Origin of the sequence: Streptomyces sp. NBC_01166, from assembly GCF_045039765.1 — a bacterium.
GTDB lineage: Bacteria > Actinomycetota > Actinomycetes > Streptomycetales > Streptomycetaceae > Streptomyces.
The window spans coordinates 8,707,398-8,721,675 of record NZ_CP108613.1; the positions used below are offsets into that span (position 1 = coordinate 8,707,398).

The 14,278-nt window shown below is 67.3% G+C and carries 16 protein-coding genes and 5 pseudogenes; 11 read left to right on the forward strand and 10 right to left on the reverse strand.

Annotated elements, in window-relative coordinates; genetic code table 11:
- Positions 1–110: 110 nt before the first annotated feature.
- Together OG379_RS39255 and OG379_RS39260 are read left to right on the forward strand one after the other, a co-directional pair.
- Positions 111–940, forward strand: a pseudogene (locus OG379_RS39255) (ATP-dependent DNA ligase).
- A gap of 319 nt (positions 941–1,259) precedes the next feature.
- Positions 1,260–1,718 (forward strand): hypothetical protein, encoded by a 459-nt coding sequence (locus OG379_RS39260; protein ID WP_405668250.1) that lies wholly within the window; start codon positions 1,260–1,262, stop codon positions 1,716–1,718.
- Positions 1,719–2,027: 309 nt separating this feature from the next.
- Here OG379_RS39260 and OG379_RS39265 read toward each other — a convergent pair whose 3' ends face one another.
- Entirely contained in the window at positions 2,028–2,591 is a 564-nt protein-coding gene (locus OG379_RS39265; protein WP_405668252.1) for an SMI1/KNR4 family protein, read from the reverse strand.
- A 298-nt stretch (positions 2,592–2,889) separates the two neighbouring features.
- Here OG379_RS39265 and OG379_RS39270 point away from each other — a divergent pair, with 298 nt between their 5' ends.
- Positions 2,890–3,408 (forward strand): hypothetical protein, encoded by a 519-nt coding sequence (locus OG379_RS39270; RefSeq protein WP_405668254.1) that lies wholly within the window; start codon positions 2,890–2,892, stop codon positions 3,406–3,408.
- Here OG379_RS39270 and OG379_RS39275 read toward each other — a convergent pair.
- The 4 genes from OG379_RS39275 to OG379_RS39290 all read right to left on the reverse strand — a co-directional run bounded on the left by OG379_RS39275 (position 3,365) and on the right by OG379_RS39290 (position 5,887).
- Complete coding sequence (locus tag OG379_RS39275) at positions 3,365–4,186, reverse strand: IS5 family transposase (RefSeq protein WP_405668256.1); 822 nt, start codon at positions 4,184–4,186, stop codon at positions 3,365–3,367. The genes OG379_RS39270 and OG379_RS39275 overlap by 44 nt on opposite strands.
- A 266-nt stretch (positions 4,187–4,452) precedes the next feature.
- Positions 4,453–5,157 carry a hypothetical protein gene (locus tag OG379_RS39280; protein WP_405668258.1) on the reverse strand — a complete coding sequence of 235 codons (705 nt, stop codon included), beginning with the start codon at positions 5,155–5,157 and terminating at the stop codon, positions 4,453–4,455.
- 151 nt (positions 5,158–5,308) lie between these two features.
- Positions 5,309–5,572 (reverse strand): hypothetical protein, encoded by a 264-nt coding sequence (locus OG379_RS39285; RefSeq protein ID WP_405668260.1) that lies wholly within the window; start codon positions 5,570–5,572, stop codon positions 5,309–5,311.
- A gap of 126 nt (positions 5,573–5,698) precedes the next feature.
- Positions 5,699–5,887 (reverse strand): hypothetical protein, encoded by a 189-nt coding sequence (locus OG379_RS39290; RefSeq protein WP_405668262.1) that lies wholly within the window; start codon positions 5,885–5,887, stop codon positions 5,699–5,701.
- Between the two features lie 50 nt (positions 5,888–5,937).
- Here OG379_RS39290 and OG379_RS39295 point away from each other — a divergent pair.
- Positions 5,938–6,209: pseudogene (locus OG379_RS39295) on the forward strand (IS630 family transposase); the annotation flags it as partial.
- Positions 6,210–6,238: 29 nt separating this feature from the next.
- On the opposite strand, the gene OG379_RS39300 reads toward OG379_RS39295, so the two are convergent.
- Positions 6,239–6,880 carry a hypothetical protein gene (locus OG379_RS39300; RefSeq protein WP_405668264.1) on the reverse strand — a complete coding sequence of 214 codons (642 nt, stop codon included), beginning with the start codon at positions 6,878–6,880 and terminating at the stop codon, positions 6,239–6,241.
- A gap of 95 nt (positions 6,881–6,975) precedes the next feature.
- On the opposite strand from OG379_RS39300, the gene OG379_RS39305 reads away from it, so the two are divergent.
- A complete protein-coding gene (locus tag OG379_RS39305) occupies positions 6,976–7,209 on the forward strand; it encodes a hypothetical protein (RefSeq protein WP_405668860.1) in 234 nt (77 codons plus the stop codon).
- Here the strand turns inward: OG379_RS39305 and OG379_RS39310 are convergent.
- A pseudogene (locus OG379_RS39310) lies at positions 7,185–7,408 on the reverse strand (transposase); the annotation flags it as partial. The gene OG379_RS39305 and the pseudogene OG379_RS39310 overlap by 25 nt on opposite strands.
- Positions 7,409–7,527: 119 nt before the next feature.
- On the opposite strand from OG379_RS39310, the gene OG379_RS39315 reads away from it, so the two are divergent.
- Positions 7,528–7,899, forward strand: a complete 372-nt coding sequence (locus OG379_RS39315) for a hypothetical protein (RefSeq protein WP_405668266.1) — start codon at positions 7,528–7,530, stop codon at positions 7,897–7,899.
- Between the two features lie 578 nt (positions 7,900–8,477).
- On the opposite strand, the gene OG379_RS39320 is transcribed toward OG379_RS39315, so the two are convergent.
- Positions 8,478–8,645: a hypothetical protein gene (locus OG379_RS39320; protein ID WP_405668268.1), complete on the reverse strand. Its 168-nt coding sequence runs from the start codon at positions 8,643–8,645 to the stop codon at positions 8,478–8,480.
- Here OG379_RS39320 and OG379_RS39325 point away from each other — a divergent pair.
- Positions 8,644–8,976, forward strand: coding sequence for a glyoxalase superfamily protein (locus OG379_RS39325; protein WP_405668270.1), 333 nt, complete (start codon positions 8,644–8,646; stop codon positions 8,974–8,976). The two genes, OG379_RS39320 and OG379_RS39325, sit on opposite strands and share 2 nt — an antisense overlap.
- Before the next feature lie 84 nt (positions 8,977–9,060).
- Positions 9,061–9,186: pseudogene (locus OG379_RS39330) on the forward strand (IS630 family transposase); the annotation flags it as partial.
- Positions 9,187–9,206: 20 nt separating this feature from the next.
- Here OG379_RS39330 and OG379_RS39335 read toward each other — a convergent pair.
- Positions 9,207–9,473: pseudogene (locus tag OG379_RS39335) on the reverse strand (flavodoxin family protein); the annotation flags it as partial.
- Between the two features lie 1,177 nt (positions 9,474–10,650).
- Positions 10,651–11,562: a LysR family transcriptional regulator gene (locus OG379_RS39340; RefSeq protein WP_405668272.1), complete on the reverse strand. Its 912-nt coding sequence runs from the start codon at positions 11,560–11,562 to the stop codon at positions 10,651–10,653.
- A gap of 156 nt (positions 11,563–11,718) precedes the next feature.
- Here OG379_RS39340 and OG379_RS39345 point away from each other — a divergent pair, with 156 nt between their 5' ends.
- The 3 genes from OG379_RS39345 (at position 11,719) to OG379_RS39355 (ending at position 14,235) form a co-directional block, all read left to right on the forward strand.
- Positions 11,719–12,456, forward strand: a complete 738-nt coding sequence (locus OG379_RS39345; RefSeq protein ID WP_405668822.1) for an SDR family NAD(P)-dependent oxidoreductase — start codon at positions 11,719–11,721, stop codon at positions 12,454–12,456.
- A gap of 113 nt (positions 12,457–12,569) precedes the next feature.
- Complete coding sequence (locus OG379_RS39350; protein WP_405668274.1) at positions 12,570–13,193, forward strand: NADPH-dependent F420 reductase; 624 nt, start codon at positions 12,570–12,572, stop codon at positions 13,191–13,193.
- 76 nt (positions 13,194–13,269) lie between these two features.
- Positions 13,270–14,235, forward strand: coding sequence for a TIGR03619 family F420-dependent LLM class oxidoreductase (locus tag OG379_RS39355; RefSeq protein WP_405668276.1), 966 nt, complete (start codon positions 13,270–13,272; stop codon positions 14,233–14,235).
- Positions 14,236–14,278 lie beyond the last annotated feature (43 nt).

Here is a 14,278-nt window from a genome sequence, read left to right on the forward strand (position 1 = left end):
CCCGATCGGTGACGGGAAGGGAGCCCCACATGGTGCTGCGCCCTCCCGTGGAGCCCATGCTCGCCCAGGCCCGGGAGGCCATCCCGCTCCCTGGAGCGATGCCGGGGGGCATGCTCATCGATCCTAAGTTCGACGGATTCCGGGCACTGCTGTTCACCCCGCTCGACACAGGACAGCCGGTGCTGCTGCAGTCGCGGCGCGGCGCGATGTACCAGGCACGCTTTCCCGATCTCATCGCGGCAGCAGAAGACCAGCTGCCTCCCCGCCTCGTCCTCGATGGCGAACTGGCAGTCCTCGAACACGGCCACTCAGCTTCGCCGCCTTGCAGCGCCGGGCTCGCACGGTTCGCCAAGCCAGGACCTTGGCCGATGAGCTGCCTGCGCACTTCATCGCCTTCGACATCCTCCAGCTTGACGGCCAAGAGCTCCTCGATCAGCCCCAGATGCGCGGCCGTCAGATCCTGGAAGCGCTGTTCGCCGATCACCAGCTGACGCCGCCGTGGACGCTGTGCCCGACGACGACCGACCCGGCCGTCGCCCAGGAGTGGCTGACCGAATGGACCGACGTCCCAGGCGTTGAGGGCGTAGTCGTGAAGAGCCGGGCAGGGCGGTACCGCCCAGGCGTCCGGGGGTCCTGGTACAAGGTTCGGCGACGAGCCACGACAGAAGCGATCATCGGCGGGATCACCGGCTCCTTCCGTCGCCCTCAGGTTCTCCTCCTGGGCCGCTTCGATGCGATCGGGCGTCTGCGGCTGGTCGGGAAGACGGTCCCGCTGAAGTCGGCCGTAGCCGCCGAGGTCGCCGACCAGCTGATGGCGGCCGACACCGACCACCCATGGGCCGGCGTGCGATTCTCTTCCCGCTGGGGGAGCCGAGACGATCTCGACCCGGTGCTGGTCGAGCCCCGATGTGTTGCGGAGATCAGCGGGGACACCGCCTAGGACGTGGGGGTCTGGCGGCACCCCGTCCGGTACGTACGGCTCCGTCAGGACATGACCGCAGCTGACGTGCCCACCTTCGGGGGCATGCAGCCCCACACTGGGTGACAACCCGGCACCGAGACCGGGCAAACACCCCGTGCGGCGGCCAGGCCCTGGAGCGGCGAAGCGCTGGGTCGCTGCTCCTGGGGCGCCATCCCAGTAGCACCACGGAACCACCCACGTTGTATCCCAGCCCGGCCTACTCCCGCTCACCAGTAAAGTCACACACGTGTGACTGAATCCCGTTGCCCTGTCGCCGTCGAACGGGCACGCTTCCGGCATGCGATTCCCCGCCGAAGCCCGCCGCGACGTCCACGTTCGCTACACCCGTCCAAGCTGTATGGGCGGGTTCGCATGGTTCACCGTGGACTTCGAGCCGCTCCCGGACGGGCGGCTCGGCTTCGAGTTCGTCAACCCGCTCGGCACGGAGGACATCGACGCGGAGTGCGCGCAGGCGGTGAGCGACGGGATACTTCTGTGGCTGATCGGAGCAGAACGGGAGAATCTGCACTCCGTCCACCGCGCGCGGCTCCCCTCTGCGACGGAGCTCGGCGCGGGAGTGCCCGTCCGCCCGGACGCCGGCCCGGGGCTCATCGCCCTGCGCGCAGTACTCCGGCACTCACGCCTGCACCCCATCGACTCCCTGTCCTTGACTCACACGCGCGCCGGTTGGCGGGCCGCGGACAAGAGCTGGCGGGGTGGGGAGGCGACGGATGACCCGATGGACCGTGCGCTGTAGAGCCGTGCGGTCGACGGGGGCCCCACGAAGCCGCTCTGGCCCTGCTCGTTGAACGCGACGACCTCACCATCGAGCACCGCGGTGCGCCTTTCGGTCAACCGGGTCGAAGACCGTCTGCCTCTCGTCGGTACGTGCCGCGACAAGCTCCAAACCCAGAAACTGAGCGCCGTACCTGGCCACACGTGCCAGGTACGGCGCTCAGTCACAACCCGGCTGTGACTGAGCGCCGTATTTGGCCGGTCTGGCCAATTACGGCGCTCAGTGAGGTGCGTCAGCAGTGAGCCAGGCCGTCGGGAGCGGCCGACGGGGTCACTGCCCGGTTGTTCCAAGGGTCTGGTCGGCCGTTGTGAATCGGTGCTCCGTCGGCTTCAGCACGTCGTAGAGGTAGCCGAAGTACTCCGTTTCCGCCGTTCCGGTAAGTACCGCCAGCAGGAAGGCGACGCACCCCATGTCGTGGTGCTCCCAAAGGGGGCCGCGCCCCTCGTTGTAGAGCACGGTCCAGTCGTCGGGGTGCTGACCGGGGCGCGCGAGCCAGTACAGGAACGCTCCCGTGCCCTCCTCGAATGCCCACGGCAGGATCCTCGCCCCCGCCTCCTGCAGGCCAGCGGGCTTGTCCTCGAACTCCCACAGGTCGGCCAGGATCTCGCGCCGTTCCGTCGTCTGCGCGTGCAGGTCACAGTCGTCGTAGGCGGAGTCGGGGACGAGCAGCCAGATCGTCTCGTCGAAGATGCCGTCGCCGTATGTCTCGACGAGCTGTTTGTAGTCGGCGGGCAGAGCCAGACCGAGGGTGCGCTCGGCTTGTGCCCAGTCCACCGCCGGTGGCGGATTGGCCGGCGGCGGGCACAGGCGGACGAGCGCATCGAGGGTGACCATGGAACGGACGCTACCGGGACACCAGCCGGTACCCGTGGGAGGGTCGACAGGCCGGGCGAAGATCGGTAGAGGAACCCGGCCCAGGTACCGCTCGCCGGGATGAAGACCTTGGCATGCCGGGAGCTAACGTCCGTCGGGTGGTCGATGAGCGCGCACCTGGCAGGTTGGGTCACTTAGAAGTGGTTTCTTTTCCGAATCTGATGTGCGAGTTCCGCAGGTCAGGCATGACGTCCGCGCCGTCGAGGCAGGCTTGGGCCATCGTGTTCGTCAGACAAGGTGGAGGTAGCGGATGCCATCGATGCGGGCAGTGCTCGAGCAGCGTGAGAAGGCTGCCTTGATGCAGGTGGAGGAACTGCGGGCCGAGTTCGAGCGTGTGCGGGCGGCTCTGGCTGGAGCGGAAGAGTTGCTGAACCGCCGGGTGATCGGCTTGGAACAGTATCTCGAGGCGCTGGCCGAGCAGGACGCGCCCGCTGTGGGAAAGACGCCGGTGCCGACTGCCGTCCATGCCCCGCTGCAGGAGCCGGTGCCGGTGGCCGGGCCGCGCAGGATGGTGGCCCGCCGTGAGGACGGGGTGCCGGTGGAGGTCCTCGGACCGGACTACCGGCGGATCATGACCGTGCTCGACGAGGCGGACGGGGACGGTCTTACCGCGCGGCAGACGGCGGTGGCACTGGGCTGGGACAGCTCTGTCGCGTCCCGGGTCGAGGGCGCTCGGGGGAGGTTGAAACGGCTGGTGGAGCGGGGCTGGCTGGTCGAGGGCGGGCCGGGCCGGTTCACGGTGCTCCGACCAGGTCCGGCAGCTGCTGCCGTGCAGTGACCGCGCGGCGGCCGAGGCGACGGCTCATCACCATGGTCATCGACCAAAGGATCATGGCTTCGCTACTGGTCGGCTGTGCTTCGTAGTCACGGGCCAGCCGCCGGGTCCGCATCAGCCAGGAGAAGGTGCGTTCGCCGACCCAACGGCGGGGCAGCACGGTGAAACCGCTGGTGTCGTCGCTGCGTTTGACCACCTCCAGGACGAGGTCAAGGTTCTGGGCGGCCCAGTCAACGAGGTGACCGGTGTAGCCGCCGTCCGCCCAGATCAGCCGCAGTCGGCGAAAGCCTTCCCGCAGGGTGGGCAGTATCGTGCGGGCGGCGTCCCGGTCCGTAGTGGAGGCAGGCGTGACCAGCACCATCAGCAACAGGCCGAGGCAGTCCGTGATCAGGTGCCGTTTGCGGCCGTTGATCTTCTTGCCGCCGTCGTAGCCGCGTGAGCCGTTCTGGACGGTGGCGTCCGCCTTCACCGACTGCGAGTCCACGATGGCTGCCGTCGGCTCGGCGTTGCGGCCTTCCGCCCGGCGGACGCCATCGCGTAGTCGGTCATGGAGTTCGCGGACCAGGCCATGATCGCGCCAGCGGCGGAAGAACGCATAGACGCTGTTCCACGGCGGGAAGTCCGCAGGCATGGAACGCCACTTGATGCCGTTGTCGACCAGGTAGCGAACTGCGTCGAGCATCTGCCGGTGGCAGTAACTCTCCGGTCGGCCGCCCCGGCTGGCCATCCATGCCGGCGTCGGGAACGCCTGCCGGACCACCGACCACTCCGCATCGCTCACATCCGACGTGTAGCGGGGCTCCCGGCCCGGATGATCGGCTGCGTTCCCGAACCTGTGGGCGAGACAGTCACACCCCGGGGTGGCCGAACTGGACTCCGCGGACGTGACCACGTACAACCGCGACACAGGGCCTCCTGCCCGCTCTGGCTTCGACAACCGCGAGCTACCAGGAGGACCCGTCTTCATGCGCGTTCGGCCGCCAACTCACTCAATCCAGCGCCCTGTTCGATCAAGAGCGACCGCCTGATCGAAAGAACCGCGGCTTGTTAGGAAAGCCAGGACTGTTCGACAACCGGGCGCAGACGCCGTCCGTGCGGGGTGAAGGTGAACGATTCCCGGAACAGACCATCGCCTTGGCGCACGGCGAGCAGCAACGGCTGCTCGTGCGCAGGGGGCCAGCCGTCGCCGCGACCGGGCTCGGTGCCGTTCCACAGGTGGAAAACCACCATGGGCAGCCCGGAGTCGTCGGTGAGGTAGCCCAGTGACTTGCTGTACAGAGGGTTGCTGCCGCCGAACAGCACCGAGGGCGGCCCGAACCGGTCAATGACGTCGGCCCAGGTGCGGTCCTTGCCCGCCCAGTCACGCACCTGGTCGACCATGGCCTGGTATGCCTCGGGGGCCAGAGTGCACTCCGGCCTGAGCCAGCCACGCGCCTGCGCGAACTCCGCGTACACCGACGCCATCCCACAGCTGTAGTTCGGCTTCGGGATCAGGTCCCGGAAGGCCCCGATCACCCCGATCGATGTCCATATCCCGCGCTCTTCCCACGACCGCTGCAGCCGCCCGAACGCCTCCGGCTCCCGTTCGGCCATCAGCAGCCGTAGGGAAATCTCGCCCCCGAACATCTCCGGCCCACTCAAGGCCCCGTTCAGTCGCTCGACCAGATACGCGTGGATCTCTTCGGCTGAGGCCAGCCCACGGGAATCACCAGAATCGCTCATCCGTACAGTTTCCTTCACCGCCGCCTGCAACCGAATCCACCTGACCAAACAGGCACCGCCACCGACATCGACAGCAATCCGCCCCGAGGCCACTGCGGGCTGAACGGTCAGCCGACGGCCTGCTGGTCACCGCCCGAGCAGCCGGTGGTCAGCGGATCACGTTCGGTTGAGATACGGCTTCTCAGACTGATAGGAGAAACCCACCGATCTGGTATTCCAGCCCATCACGGAACTCCAGGTGCGGGATGGCACCCCGCATCGCCGAGTACAGCGCGGGCGGCACCTCGTAGACCGCGGTCTCAAGGAAGTCGTCGTCCCGGCCGGGGAACAGGTCTCTGATCCTCAGAATCTCAACTCGGTTGAGGCCAGTGATACGCGCGGCTTGCTCGTCGCTGTCCCAGCCGATGAGGTCCCACCCAAGCATTTTGGTGTTGATGTCGTTCACGCGCCTACGGTAAGCGCGAACTGTCCATGAGGTTAGACGGCAAGGTAAGTGCGTGTTCCTGATCCTCGGCTCTGAGCGGCGCTGGGACTGCTGGCGTTGTGTCCCAGGGTGCCGCGTCGCGGATGCCTAACCGAGCTGGGCGTGTCGGCAGGTTCCGGTGAAGACGCGGCCGAGTTGGTCGTCCAGGGCGGCGAGGATCGCCGGTTTCGGTGTGCCGTCGGGGTCGATGTGCGTGTGCGGGACCAGTCCCTCGGTGAACGCGACGATCCGAAGGACCTGGTCATCTGTGTCGCCCCCTCGGCGACCTCGCCGCATCGGGTGCCGTTAGCGATGGCCTGGGCCCCGCGTGAGCGGATGCTTGCGAGAAGAACCGCGTCGAGCTGTGCTTCACGCCGACATACGCGTCCTGGGCCAACCCAATCGAGGCGCACTTCAGGCCGCTGCGGCAGTTCACCATCGCCAACTCCAACCACCGCAACCACACCGTGCAGACCCGGTCCCTGCACGCTTATCTGCGCTGGGGCAACACGAATGCCCGTCACCCCGACGTGCTGGCAGCCCAGCGCGGCGAACGCGCTCGCATCCGTAGTAGAAGGGCATCCGTTGGGGCAGATGTCCCCTCGCCGACGCCGCTTGACCAGCCCGGCGACCTTGCCCGGCCGGGTCCTAGCAGTAGCCGTCCACCCTGGCGCCGGCAGGAGCGAGGTTGGGCCAGGAATATCCTGCTCTGTCGGAGGCAGCGGACCGTAGAAGGTCAAGAATCGTGCATCCCGGGTAGCCCCGAAAACTCGCGTAGGTGCCCCGGTAGTAGCAGCTCCAGTAACTCACGACCCGCCGTTGAGTGCGCGCGAAGAAAGCAGGGTTGTCCACGAGGAACTGCCCGTAAGCGAGGTGGCCGCAGGTGCCGGGCGAGGCGAGATCACGGAGCTCATCGCAGATGACGACCAGGATCTCCAAGACGTACTCGCCAACCAGCTGCACCACGAAGGGGACGACCCATGGGTCCGTGGAACCAACGACCTTCTCCAGGTGGCGCTGCCTGACCATGCCGTCGCAGTGCCTTGAGTACAGGCAGTGCAGAAGCTGTTGTTGGCGCGACGAAAGCGACGCCACCCTGTCGGTTGACGGCTCGTCGTTGTAGAGGCGCCCGGGGATCGAAACTTGCTGGCCCTCGACAGCGGCCGGGAACGAGGCATGCGGCTGGAGCCGAGAGTCAGGCATCACCGCCAGGACTGCCTCGGCATCACTTGCAAGCTCGGCTGGGAACGCCGTGATCAACGGACTGCTGCGGTCGGAAAGCGGCTGCATTAGCCGAGCATAGGCGGATGCCTCGGCCAGGTACCTGGCATTAATGGCTCCACGTCCGCCCAATCCGGCGAAGGTATGCGGTCAGAGAAGCGCGCTTGAGTGCCTATCAGCGGCTGCTGAACGGCTGGGCTGCGAAACACGCCCAGGGCTCCGCCGCGCCCGCCCCGGTCGTCGCAGCCGAGCCGGAGCGAGCCCCGGAGAAGTCCACCGGCCACACCGGCACAGTGCCCCAGCCGGAGGAGCCAGCCACACAGCACAGGCACGCTGCCAGGGCCCCGCAGGACGGTGAGCCCTCCCTGGTGTGCCGGATGCCGCGTCGTCGCAGGTAACGACGGTTCTTGCGAGAGGTGTAGGCCCTGTCTGCCAGGACATGGTCGGGCCGGGTCCGGGGTCGGCCGACTTCGATGCGGGGCATGGAGACCTGCTCCAGCTCTCGCTCGAACTGGGGCCGTCACCGTAGTGTCCGGGTGTCAGGACGAGGGCGAGGGGCCGGCATCGCTCGTCGGCGGCAAGGTGGATTTTGGTGGTGGACCGTCTCGGTCGGTCTGGGTCATCTGGTCTTGCGTCTCGGTCCACCTGGCCCAGACAACTCTGGAACGACCGCGGACATCTGTACGGTGCACAGCCGAAGACTGCGAAGGAGACCGATGAGATCGATCAGGGAAATGAGTGAGCGCGAGTACTTCGCCTCCGTCGGCCGACGGCCCGGCATGTTCGTCGGCACAGCCTCGTCGTTCCACCAGCTGACCGCCTTCCTCACCGGCTACGACCAGCACGCGATGCGCCACGGTGGACAGGGACTTACAGGCTGGCACGAGTGGCTTGTCGCCAGCCGCGGCCGCAGCTGCAACCACGCCTGGCCAGGACAGGTCCTGCATATCGCGCTCCCGGAGGGCTGGAACAACATCGCCGACCTGCCGCCCGAGGACGAGAAGCACGCGATCGAGATCCTGTTTCAGCTTCTCGACGAGTTCGCCGCCGAACGCGAGGCAAGCCCTGACGCTCGGCACTCGGATTGAGTGGGACGCCAACGGCGCCTCCGTCTCGCTCTATCTGAACCACCGCTGGTGACAGCACCGACGTGGTTCACCTTGAGCGAGATGGGTCAGTCGTACAAGCGACTACCGATCCGAGCATGGAGACGCCACGAGCGAAGCTCTGGCTGCGCCCGCGCTCCTGCCTTTGGCCCGCTTTGCGCTGTCGCCGCCGACGCGCGCCCACAACTGGATAGGCCGGAGGGCATGAGAAGAGAGCCAAGCCCGCGGCTTCAAGACATGCCTTCGGCGGGGCACTCAGACTCCGGGATGGATGGGGCGCCGTTCGCGAGTGTCGGCGGATTCGTGGTGAGCGTCGTGGGGCTCCCGCCCCATCCACCTCCGACCCAGGCAAAGCCGAGCAGTCGCGGCCCAGGGCGTCAAGGTCGTTCGACAGTGGCGCGCTCCACCTTGACGCCCTGAACCACGCCCGCCCCACGTACGTGTGGGCCGACGGTAGGTTGACGTGAGTTGATCAACGCGTAGAGGCCAGGGGGAAGGTTCGCGTGAACGAAGACGAGATCAGGCGTGCGGTGGCTCGGGAACTCAGGGAACATCAGAGGTCACAGCCAAAGCCCAAGGGCATCATCGACGAAGCGTCCAGTGCCGCGTGCGGCTGCATTGTGATGTTCGTGGTGGCCCTGGTCGTCGTAGGAATAGTCGTGGCGTACAACAGCTAGTGCCACATCAGGCAACGTTCGCCCTGGGCGGTCTGCGACGATGGTCGCCATGGACGAGGAACTCATTCCCATTCTTCGCGTCGAGGACGCTGCGGCGGCGGTCGCCTGGTACGAGCGGCTGGGCTTCGCCACGCAGTGGGAACACCGCTTCGAACCGGGACTTCCCGCGTTCGTCGAGGTCGCCCGAGGCGGGGTGCGGTTGTTCTTGTCGGAGCACACCGGCGACGCCCGCCCCGACACGTTGGTCTATTTGCGCGTTCGCGATGTCGAGACCATCGCCTCCGAGTTCGGGGTGCAGGCGAAGGACGCTCCGTGGGCGCGTGAGATTGAGCTGCGCGACCCTGACGGCAATCGGCTTCGGATCGGCACGCCGACAGAATGACACTTGTCGGCGGCGCGCCGCAGGGAAGCGGTGCGGGTGGCTGAGCGAGTACGTGTCCGTGAGATCGAGGACGACGAAGGCACGCCACACCCCGGCCGGCAATGGGCCGAACGCGGTTGCAAGCACAAAGACCCTGACCGCGAACCCCGCCGCAGACCCCGGGCCACCTACAACCGCTACGGCGGGGTACGGCATCTGTTCGCCGCCCTATCCTGTTCCATCGCTGGCGGTCAGCCGCGCACGTGCAGCCCGAAACCCGTGCGGCCCGCCGGTTCCAGTCCCTCCTTCAGGTGCAGCGAGGGGATCTCGTAGTCGCCGAAGTTCTGCCGCCGGAACGCGATCGGCTCGGTCGACTCCAGGGTGAGCAGGCGCTGTTCCCAGGCCTTAACGATGTCCGGGTAGTCCTCGGTGGTCGTCCGGTCGGCGCCGTACAGCACGAACGGCGGCAGCACCTCGATGCCCGGGTAGTAGAGGATGCCGTGCTGGATCGGGAACAGCGCCAGTGCTGAGGAGCTGGACGAGGAGCACCGCGATGGGACTGCAGCCTGCGCGGCTTCCGGGTTGATGGGTGCGCTGGCCTGCCTTCCGGGGTGCCGGTCGCGGTGCCCGTGCCACCCTCCAGCGCCCTAACGACCACGGTGGGCTGCTCCGACGCCTGTCACCACCGCGACCAGGATGGTGACCACCGCCGACCCACCCGGTCCGCGCCGCGCCCGGCGGAATCCGAGGCCTTCGCTTCAGCAGCGGGCACATGAGGTGGTCCGGAACAGGTACAGGGAGTGCAGGTGGCAGGTCAGGTGTATGAGGCCATGACGTTGGTGTCGGCCTGGGCTCGGGCGGCACTGCGGGCGCGGCGCTCCGGCCGGCTGGACACGGGCGCCGGAGTGGGTTAAGGGGAGACCGGAGCGACCGGGGTGACGCTCTGGGCCTGGCCATGGAGGCCAGTGCATCGGCTGGGCCAGCAGTGGACTGCCGGGCTGGGGTTCTGGACCTGGCGTGCGTCTGCCTCGAAGTCCGTTTCGTTGAGGGGGCGTGCTTCGCGATCGGTCCGGCTGCCGCGTTGTTGTTGAGGCGCTTCTTCAGGTCGGCATTGCCCCGGTGCCGCCTGCGTTCGTCGCGGCCCCGGAGACGCTGCGCGGCCGACGTCGGTCTCTCTCCCACCTCCAATGGGGTGGCAAGAAGTGCCCGTTGGACCAACTGACCTTGAGCGTGATCGGCATGGTCTGCAGGATCCCCGGAGTGCAGCGGGCGGCCGTCCGTCGACTGGCAGGTCGTCTCGACACCTCACCTCTCGTGGACCTGCGCAGCGCAGCCAACGCGCCGACGGCAGTACGGTCGACCGCGGCTGCGGGCGGTTTGCCGCCGGCAGCGCCGTGGGGTCCGGAAGAGCCCGCACGGCAGTGCTACGCACAACGCGACGGATTGAATTCGCCAACAGTGTCGCTGCAACCCGGGGAAGAAGGTCGAGCGCATCCCGAACAGCCGCAGTCGGATGCCGTCGCCGTATGGAACGTGCACTACAACTAACACCGGCGGACGACCCGAAGCGGTTCGCCTTCATGGCCGGCGGCGGCGGTGAACCCCGCCATGATCGGGAACGAACCACTCCGTCGATCAGCGCGTCACAGGGCATCCGCGCTGAAGGTCGGGTTCGGCTGTTGTCAGCCGAACTGCTCAACCGCGCTCTGCAGCGGCATCGGTCACAAGCTGCCACATCTCATAGTTTCCGCATTCTGCCGTGATCTCGGCCGTCGACTGAGCCGCGGCGAAGAAGTCGTCGGCCAGCGGCGAGGTGCGCGACGCCGCCATCGCGACGAACACCTGCTCGGGCGCCAGGTCCGGGACGGGTACGTACCTGATGTCCGGCCGTGAGTAGAACACGGTCTCCGAGCGCCCCACGAACGAGATGCCACGGCCGGCCGCGACGTGCTCGAGCTTCTCCTCCACCCCGCGCACCCGGAGCCCGGAGTCGGGGAGCGGACGCCTCGTGGGCCGCGTGCTCGGGTCGGCATGCCAGATCAGCGGTTCACCGGCCAGGTCCGCCTCGGTGACCTCCTCCTTGCCGGCCAGCGGGTGGTCCGCGGGCAGCGCCACCATGAGCGGCTCGGTGTAGAGCGGGGTCAGGCGCAGGCCGGTCTCGTCGACAGGCAGCCGCACAAAGCCGACGTCGACGCGGCCGTCGAGCAGCATAGGGACCTGGTCGTCCCATTCCATGCGCTGCACGTCCACGACCACGTCCGGATGGCGGCCACCGAACTCTCGCGCCGCGGGGATGACCGGGATCCCCGCCCGAAAACCGACCACCAGCCGCCGGCCGCCACGGGCAGCCGCGGTCACCCGGCGCCTGACTGCTTGCGCGGAGGCGAGCAACGGACCGGCGTCGTCCAGGAGTTGTCGGCCCGCGTCCGTCAGCGTGACGCCGTGGCTGTCCCTGGTGAACAGGGGGGCGCCGAGGTCCTGTTCCAGCGCGCGGATCTGCCGGCTGAGCGCCGGCTGCGCGATGTGCAGGTCCTCGGCGGCGCGGCCGAAGTGCAGCCTGTCGGCGACAGCGACGAAGTAGCGCAACTTGCGCAGATCCAGATCCATGGAGCCCCTCCCGGTCCGGCAATGCCTTGAGGTTATCACCACAGCTAAAACGGGTCTTGGACACCCGCTCGGGCCAATGGCATCGTTCATGGGGCCGAGAGAATTCGGTACAAAAATTCGGGATCGGTAATTGCTACTCATCAATTCAATGGAGTGATCACGGGAAAGCTCGATGGCAAGGTAGCGGTGATTACCGGGGGATCCACCGGATTGGCACTGGCCGGAGCCAAGCTTTTTGTCGAGGAAGGAGCGCATGTATTCATCCAGGCCCGGCGGCAGGAAGCACTGGACGAGGCCGTCGCCGTGATCGGCCGCAACGTCACCGCGGTCCAGGGTGACGCGTCCGACCTGGACGACCTGGACTGCTTGTACGACACCGTCAAGCGGGAGAAGGGCTCGATCGACGTGCTGTGGGCCAGTGCCGGGATGGGTGAGCCCGCCATGCTCGGCGAGATCACCGAGGAACAGTTCCACCGCTCCTTCTCGCTCAACGCCCGCGGGACCCTGTTCACCGTGCAGAAGGCACTGCCGCTGATCAACGACCACGGCTCGATCTTGATGACCGGATCCAACGCCTCCCTCGGCGCCTTCCCCGGCTGGAGCCTCTACGCGGGAAGCAAGGCGGTCCAGCAGGCCTTCGCCCGTGTCTGGCTCAACGAGTTGCGCGACCGAAAGATCCGGGTGAACGTTCTGACCCCCGGCCAGGTCGGCACGGCCAAGCAGGAAGAGCTGTTCGACGAGGCGATCAGGACTGCCTTCGAGTCCCTGATCCCCCGCGGAAAGATGGGCCGCCCCGAGGAGATCGCCACGATCGCCCTGTTTCTGGCCTCCGACGACCCCAGCTACGTCAACGGTCTGGAGCTTGTCGCCGACGGCGGCACCACCGCTATCTGAACAACGCACGAACGAGGCCGGGTCATGCACGAACGAGGCCGGGCCACGCGCGAACGAGACAGAGCGGCACCTCAAGGACAGGCGCCCCCGAGAACAGGAAGAGAGCGCAGCTCATGAGCAGCATCACCTTCATCGGCGCGGGGAACATGGCCCGCACGATCGGCGCACTCGCGGTAGCGGGCGGCAACACCGTCGAGATCATGGCACGCGATCACTCCAAGGCCGAGGCCCTGGCCAAGGCTCTGGGCGGCGGCACGACGACGGGTGAGTGGGGCGCCGTCCCGGCCGGGGACATCGTCATCACGGCCATGTTGTACGACGGGGTCGTTCCGACCGTCGCCCAGTACGGGGACGCCCTCGCGGGCAAGACCATCGTCGATATCAGCAACCCCTTCAACACCACGGGCGACGGCCTGGCCCACAGTGAGGAGACCTCGATCGCGCAGGAAGTCGCCAAGGTGGCCCCGGCCGACGCCAGCGTGTTCAAGGCCTTCAACACCATCTTCCGTGGCGTTCTTGAGAACGGCAGGCCCGACGTCTTCTTCGCCGGTGACGACCCGCAGGCCAAGGCGGACGTGGCGGCATTCATCAAGAGCCTCGGACTGCGCCCGCTGGACGTCGGTGGCCTGAAGATGGCGCACTGGCTCGAAGGAGCGGGCGTGCTCACGGTAGGCCTCGCCGGCAACGGAATTGGCCACGTGAACTTCGCCCTGGGCGTCAACGAGTTTACGGGCTGACCCCCGGGGCTGACCAAACAGTCGGCGAATAGGGCGCCGTGCGCTGCGGCTAATTGACGGAACCACCGACTTGTCGATGCCGGATGTCAGATGCCAGACATCAATAGTGGCGAAGAGTTCGCCGAGGAGGCACAACGCAATGCAGCTCGGTTTCGTGATTCCCCTTGTCGGGCCCGCGGTCAGCGACGCCCCCGCCCTGAGCGCTTTCGTCCGCGGACTCGAGGACCTCGGCTACGACACCCTGTGGGTCGGCGATCGCCTGGTCACGCCGGTTGATCTGGGCAACGGCTATCTGGACCGGGGGCCGCAGATGGCCCGCTCCTTCGACCCGATGCTGCTGTTGACCGTCGCTGCGGCGGCGACCGACCGGGTACGCCTGAACACCAGCACGCTCAGCACGTTCTACTACGAGCCGCCGCACCTGGCCCGGCAGTTGACCACGCTCGACGTGCTCAGCGGCGGCCGGCTCGGCGTGGGTGTGGGGGTGGGGTGGATGAAGCAGGAGTACGACATCGCCCGCGGCGCGGACTGGAGCCGGCACGGCAAGATGCTCGATGACACGCTGGCGTTCCTGCGGGCGTGGTGGACGACCAGTCCCGTGTCCTGGGACAGCGAGTTCTTCACCATGCCACCGGTCCACGCCGACCTCCGTCCGGTCCAGGCGGGCGGGCCGCCCATCTGGATCGGGGGTGCCAGTGAGGCCGCGATGCGCCGGGTCGGCCGCAGCGGGATCGGCTGGCTCGGGGTCGAAGGGCCGGCGCCCGCTGCGTCGGCCAGTAGTCACGACGAGGGCGCCGGTCGCTTGTGGTCGATCGCGCGTCGAGCGGCGGAGGAGGCCGGCCGCGATCCCGACGCACTCAAGACGGCCATGCGGATCAACCTCGAGCCGGGCACGTCCGTCGACTCGGTCGCGAACCAACTGAAGCGGTACGCCGAATCCGGTGTCGATGAGGCGTACTTCGATGCCTCCACGTTGTTCGCCGGCCTTGACCAGCTGCTCGACTTCGCCGGCCAGGTGATCGAGCGTACCGGCCGGTTGTGACACCCAAGAAACGACCACCGACGAAGCCAGAGGAAGAGAGAAC

Bases quoted from the DNA above. Each gene is read 5' to 3' on its own strand.
- OG379_RS39290 (WP_405668262.1), bottom strand. From the start codon at position 5,887: ATGCGGCGAGGTCGCCGAGGGGGCGACACAGATGACCAGGTCCTTCGG.
- OG379_RS39260 (WP_405668250.1), top strand. From the start codon at position 1,260: ATGCGATTCCCCGCCGAAGCCCGCCGCGACGTCCACGTTCGCTACACC.
- OG379_RS39320 (WP_405668268.1), bottom strand. From the start codon at position 8,645: ATGGCGACCATCGTCGCAGACCGCCCAGGGCGAACGTTGCCTGATGTG.
- OG379_RS39270 (WP_405668254.1), top strand. From the start codon at position 2,890: ATGCGGGCAGTGCTCGAGCAGCGTGAGAAGGCTGCCTTGATGCAGGTG.
- OG379_RS39265 (WP_405668252.1), bottom strand. From the start codon at position 2,591: ATGGTCACCCTCGATGCGCTCGTCCGCCTGTGCCCGCCGCCGGCCAAT.
- OG379_RS39300 (WP_405668264.1), bottom strand. From the start codon at position 6,880: ATGCAGCCGCTTTCCGACCGCAGCAGTCCGTTGATCACGGCGTTCCCA.
- OG379_RS39355 (WP_405668276.1), top strand. From the start codon at position 13,270: ATGCCGGATGTCAGATGCCAGACATCAATAGTGGCGAAGAGTTCGCCG.
- OG379_RS39340 (WP_405668272.1), bottom strand. From the start codon at position 11,562: ATGGATCTGGATCTGCGCAAGTTGCGCTACTTCGTCGCTGTCGCCGAC.
- OG379_RS39325 (WP_405668270.1), top strand. From the start codon at position 8,644: ATGGACGAGGAACTCATTCCCATTCTTCGCGTCGAGGACGCTGCGGCG.
- OG379_RS39315 (WP_405668266.1), top strand. From the start codon at position 7,528: ATGAGATCGATCAGGGAAATGAGTGAGCGCGAGTACTTCGCCTCCGTC.
- OG379_RS39350 (WP_405668274.1), top strand. From the start codon at position 12,570: ATGAGCAGCATCACCTTCATCGGCGCGGGGAACATGGCCCGCACGATC.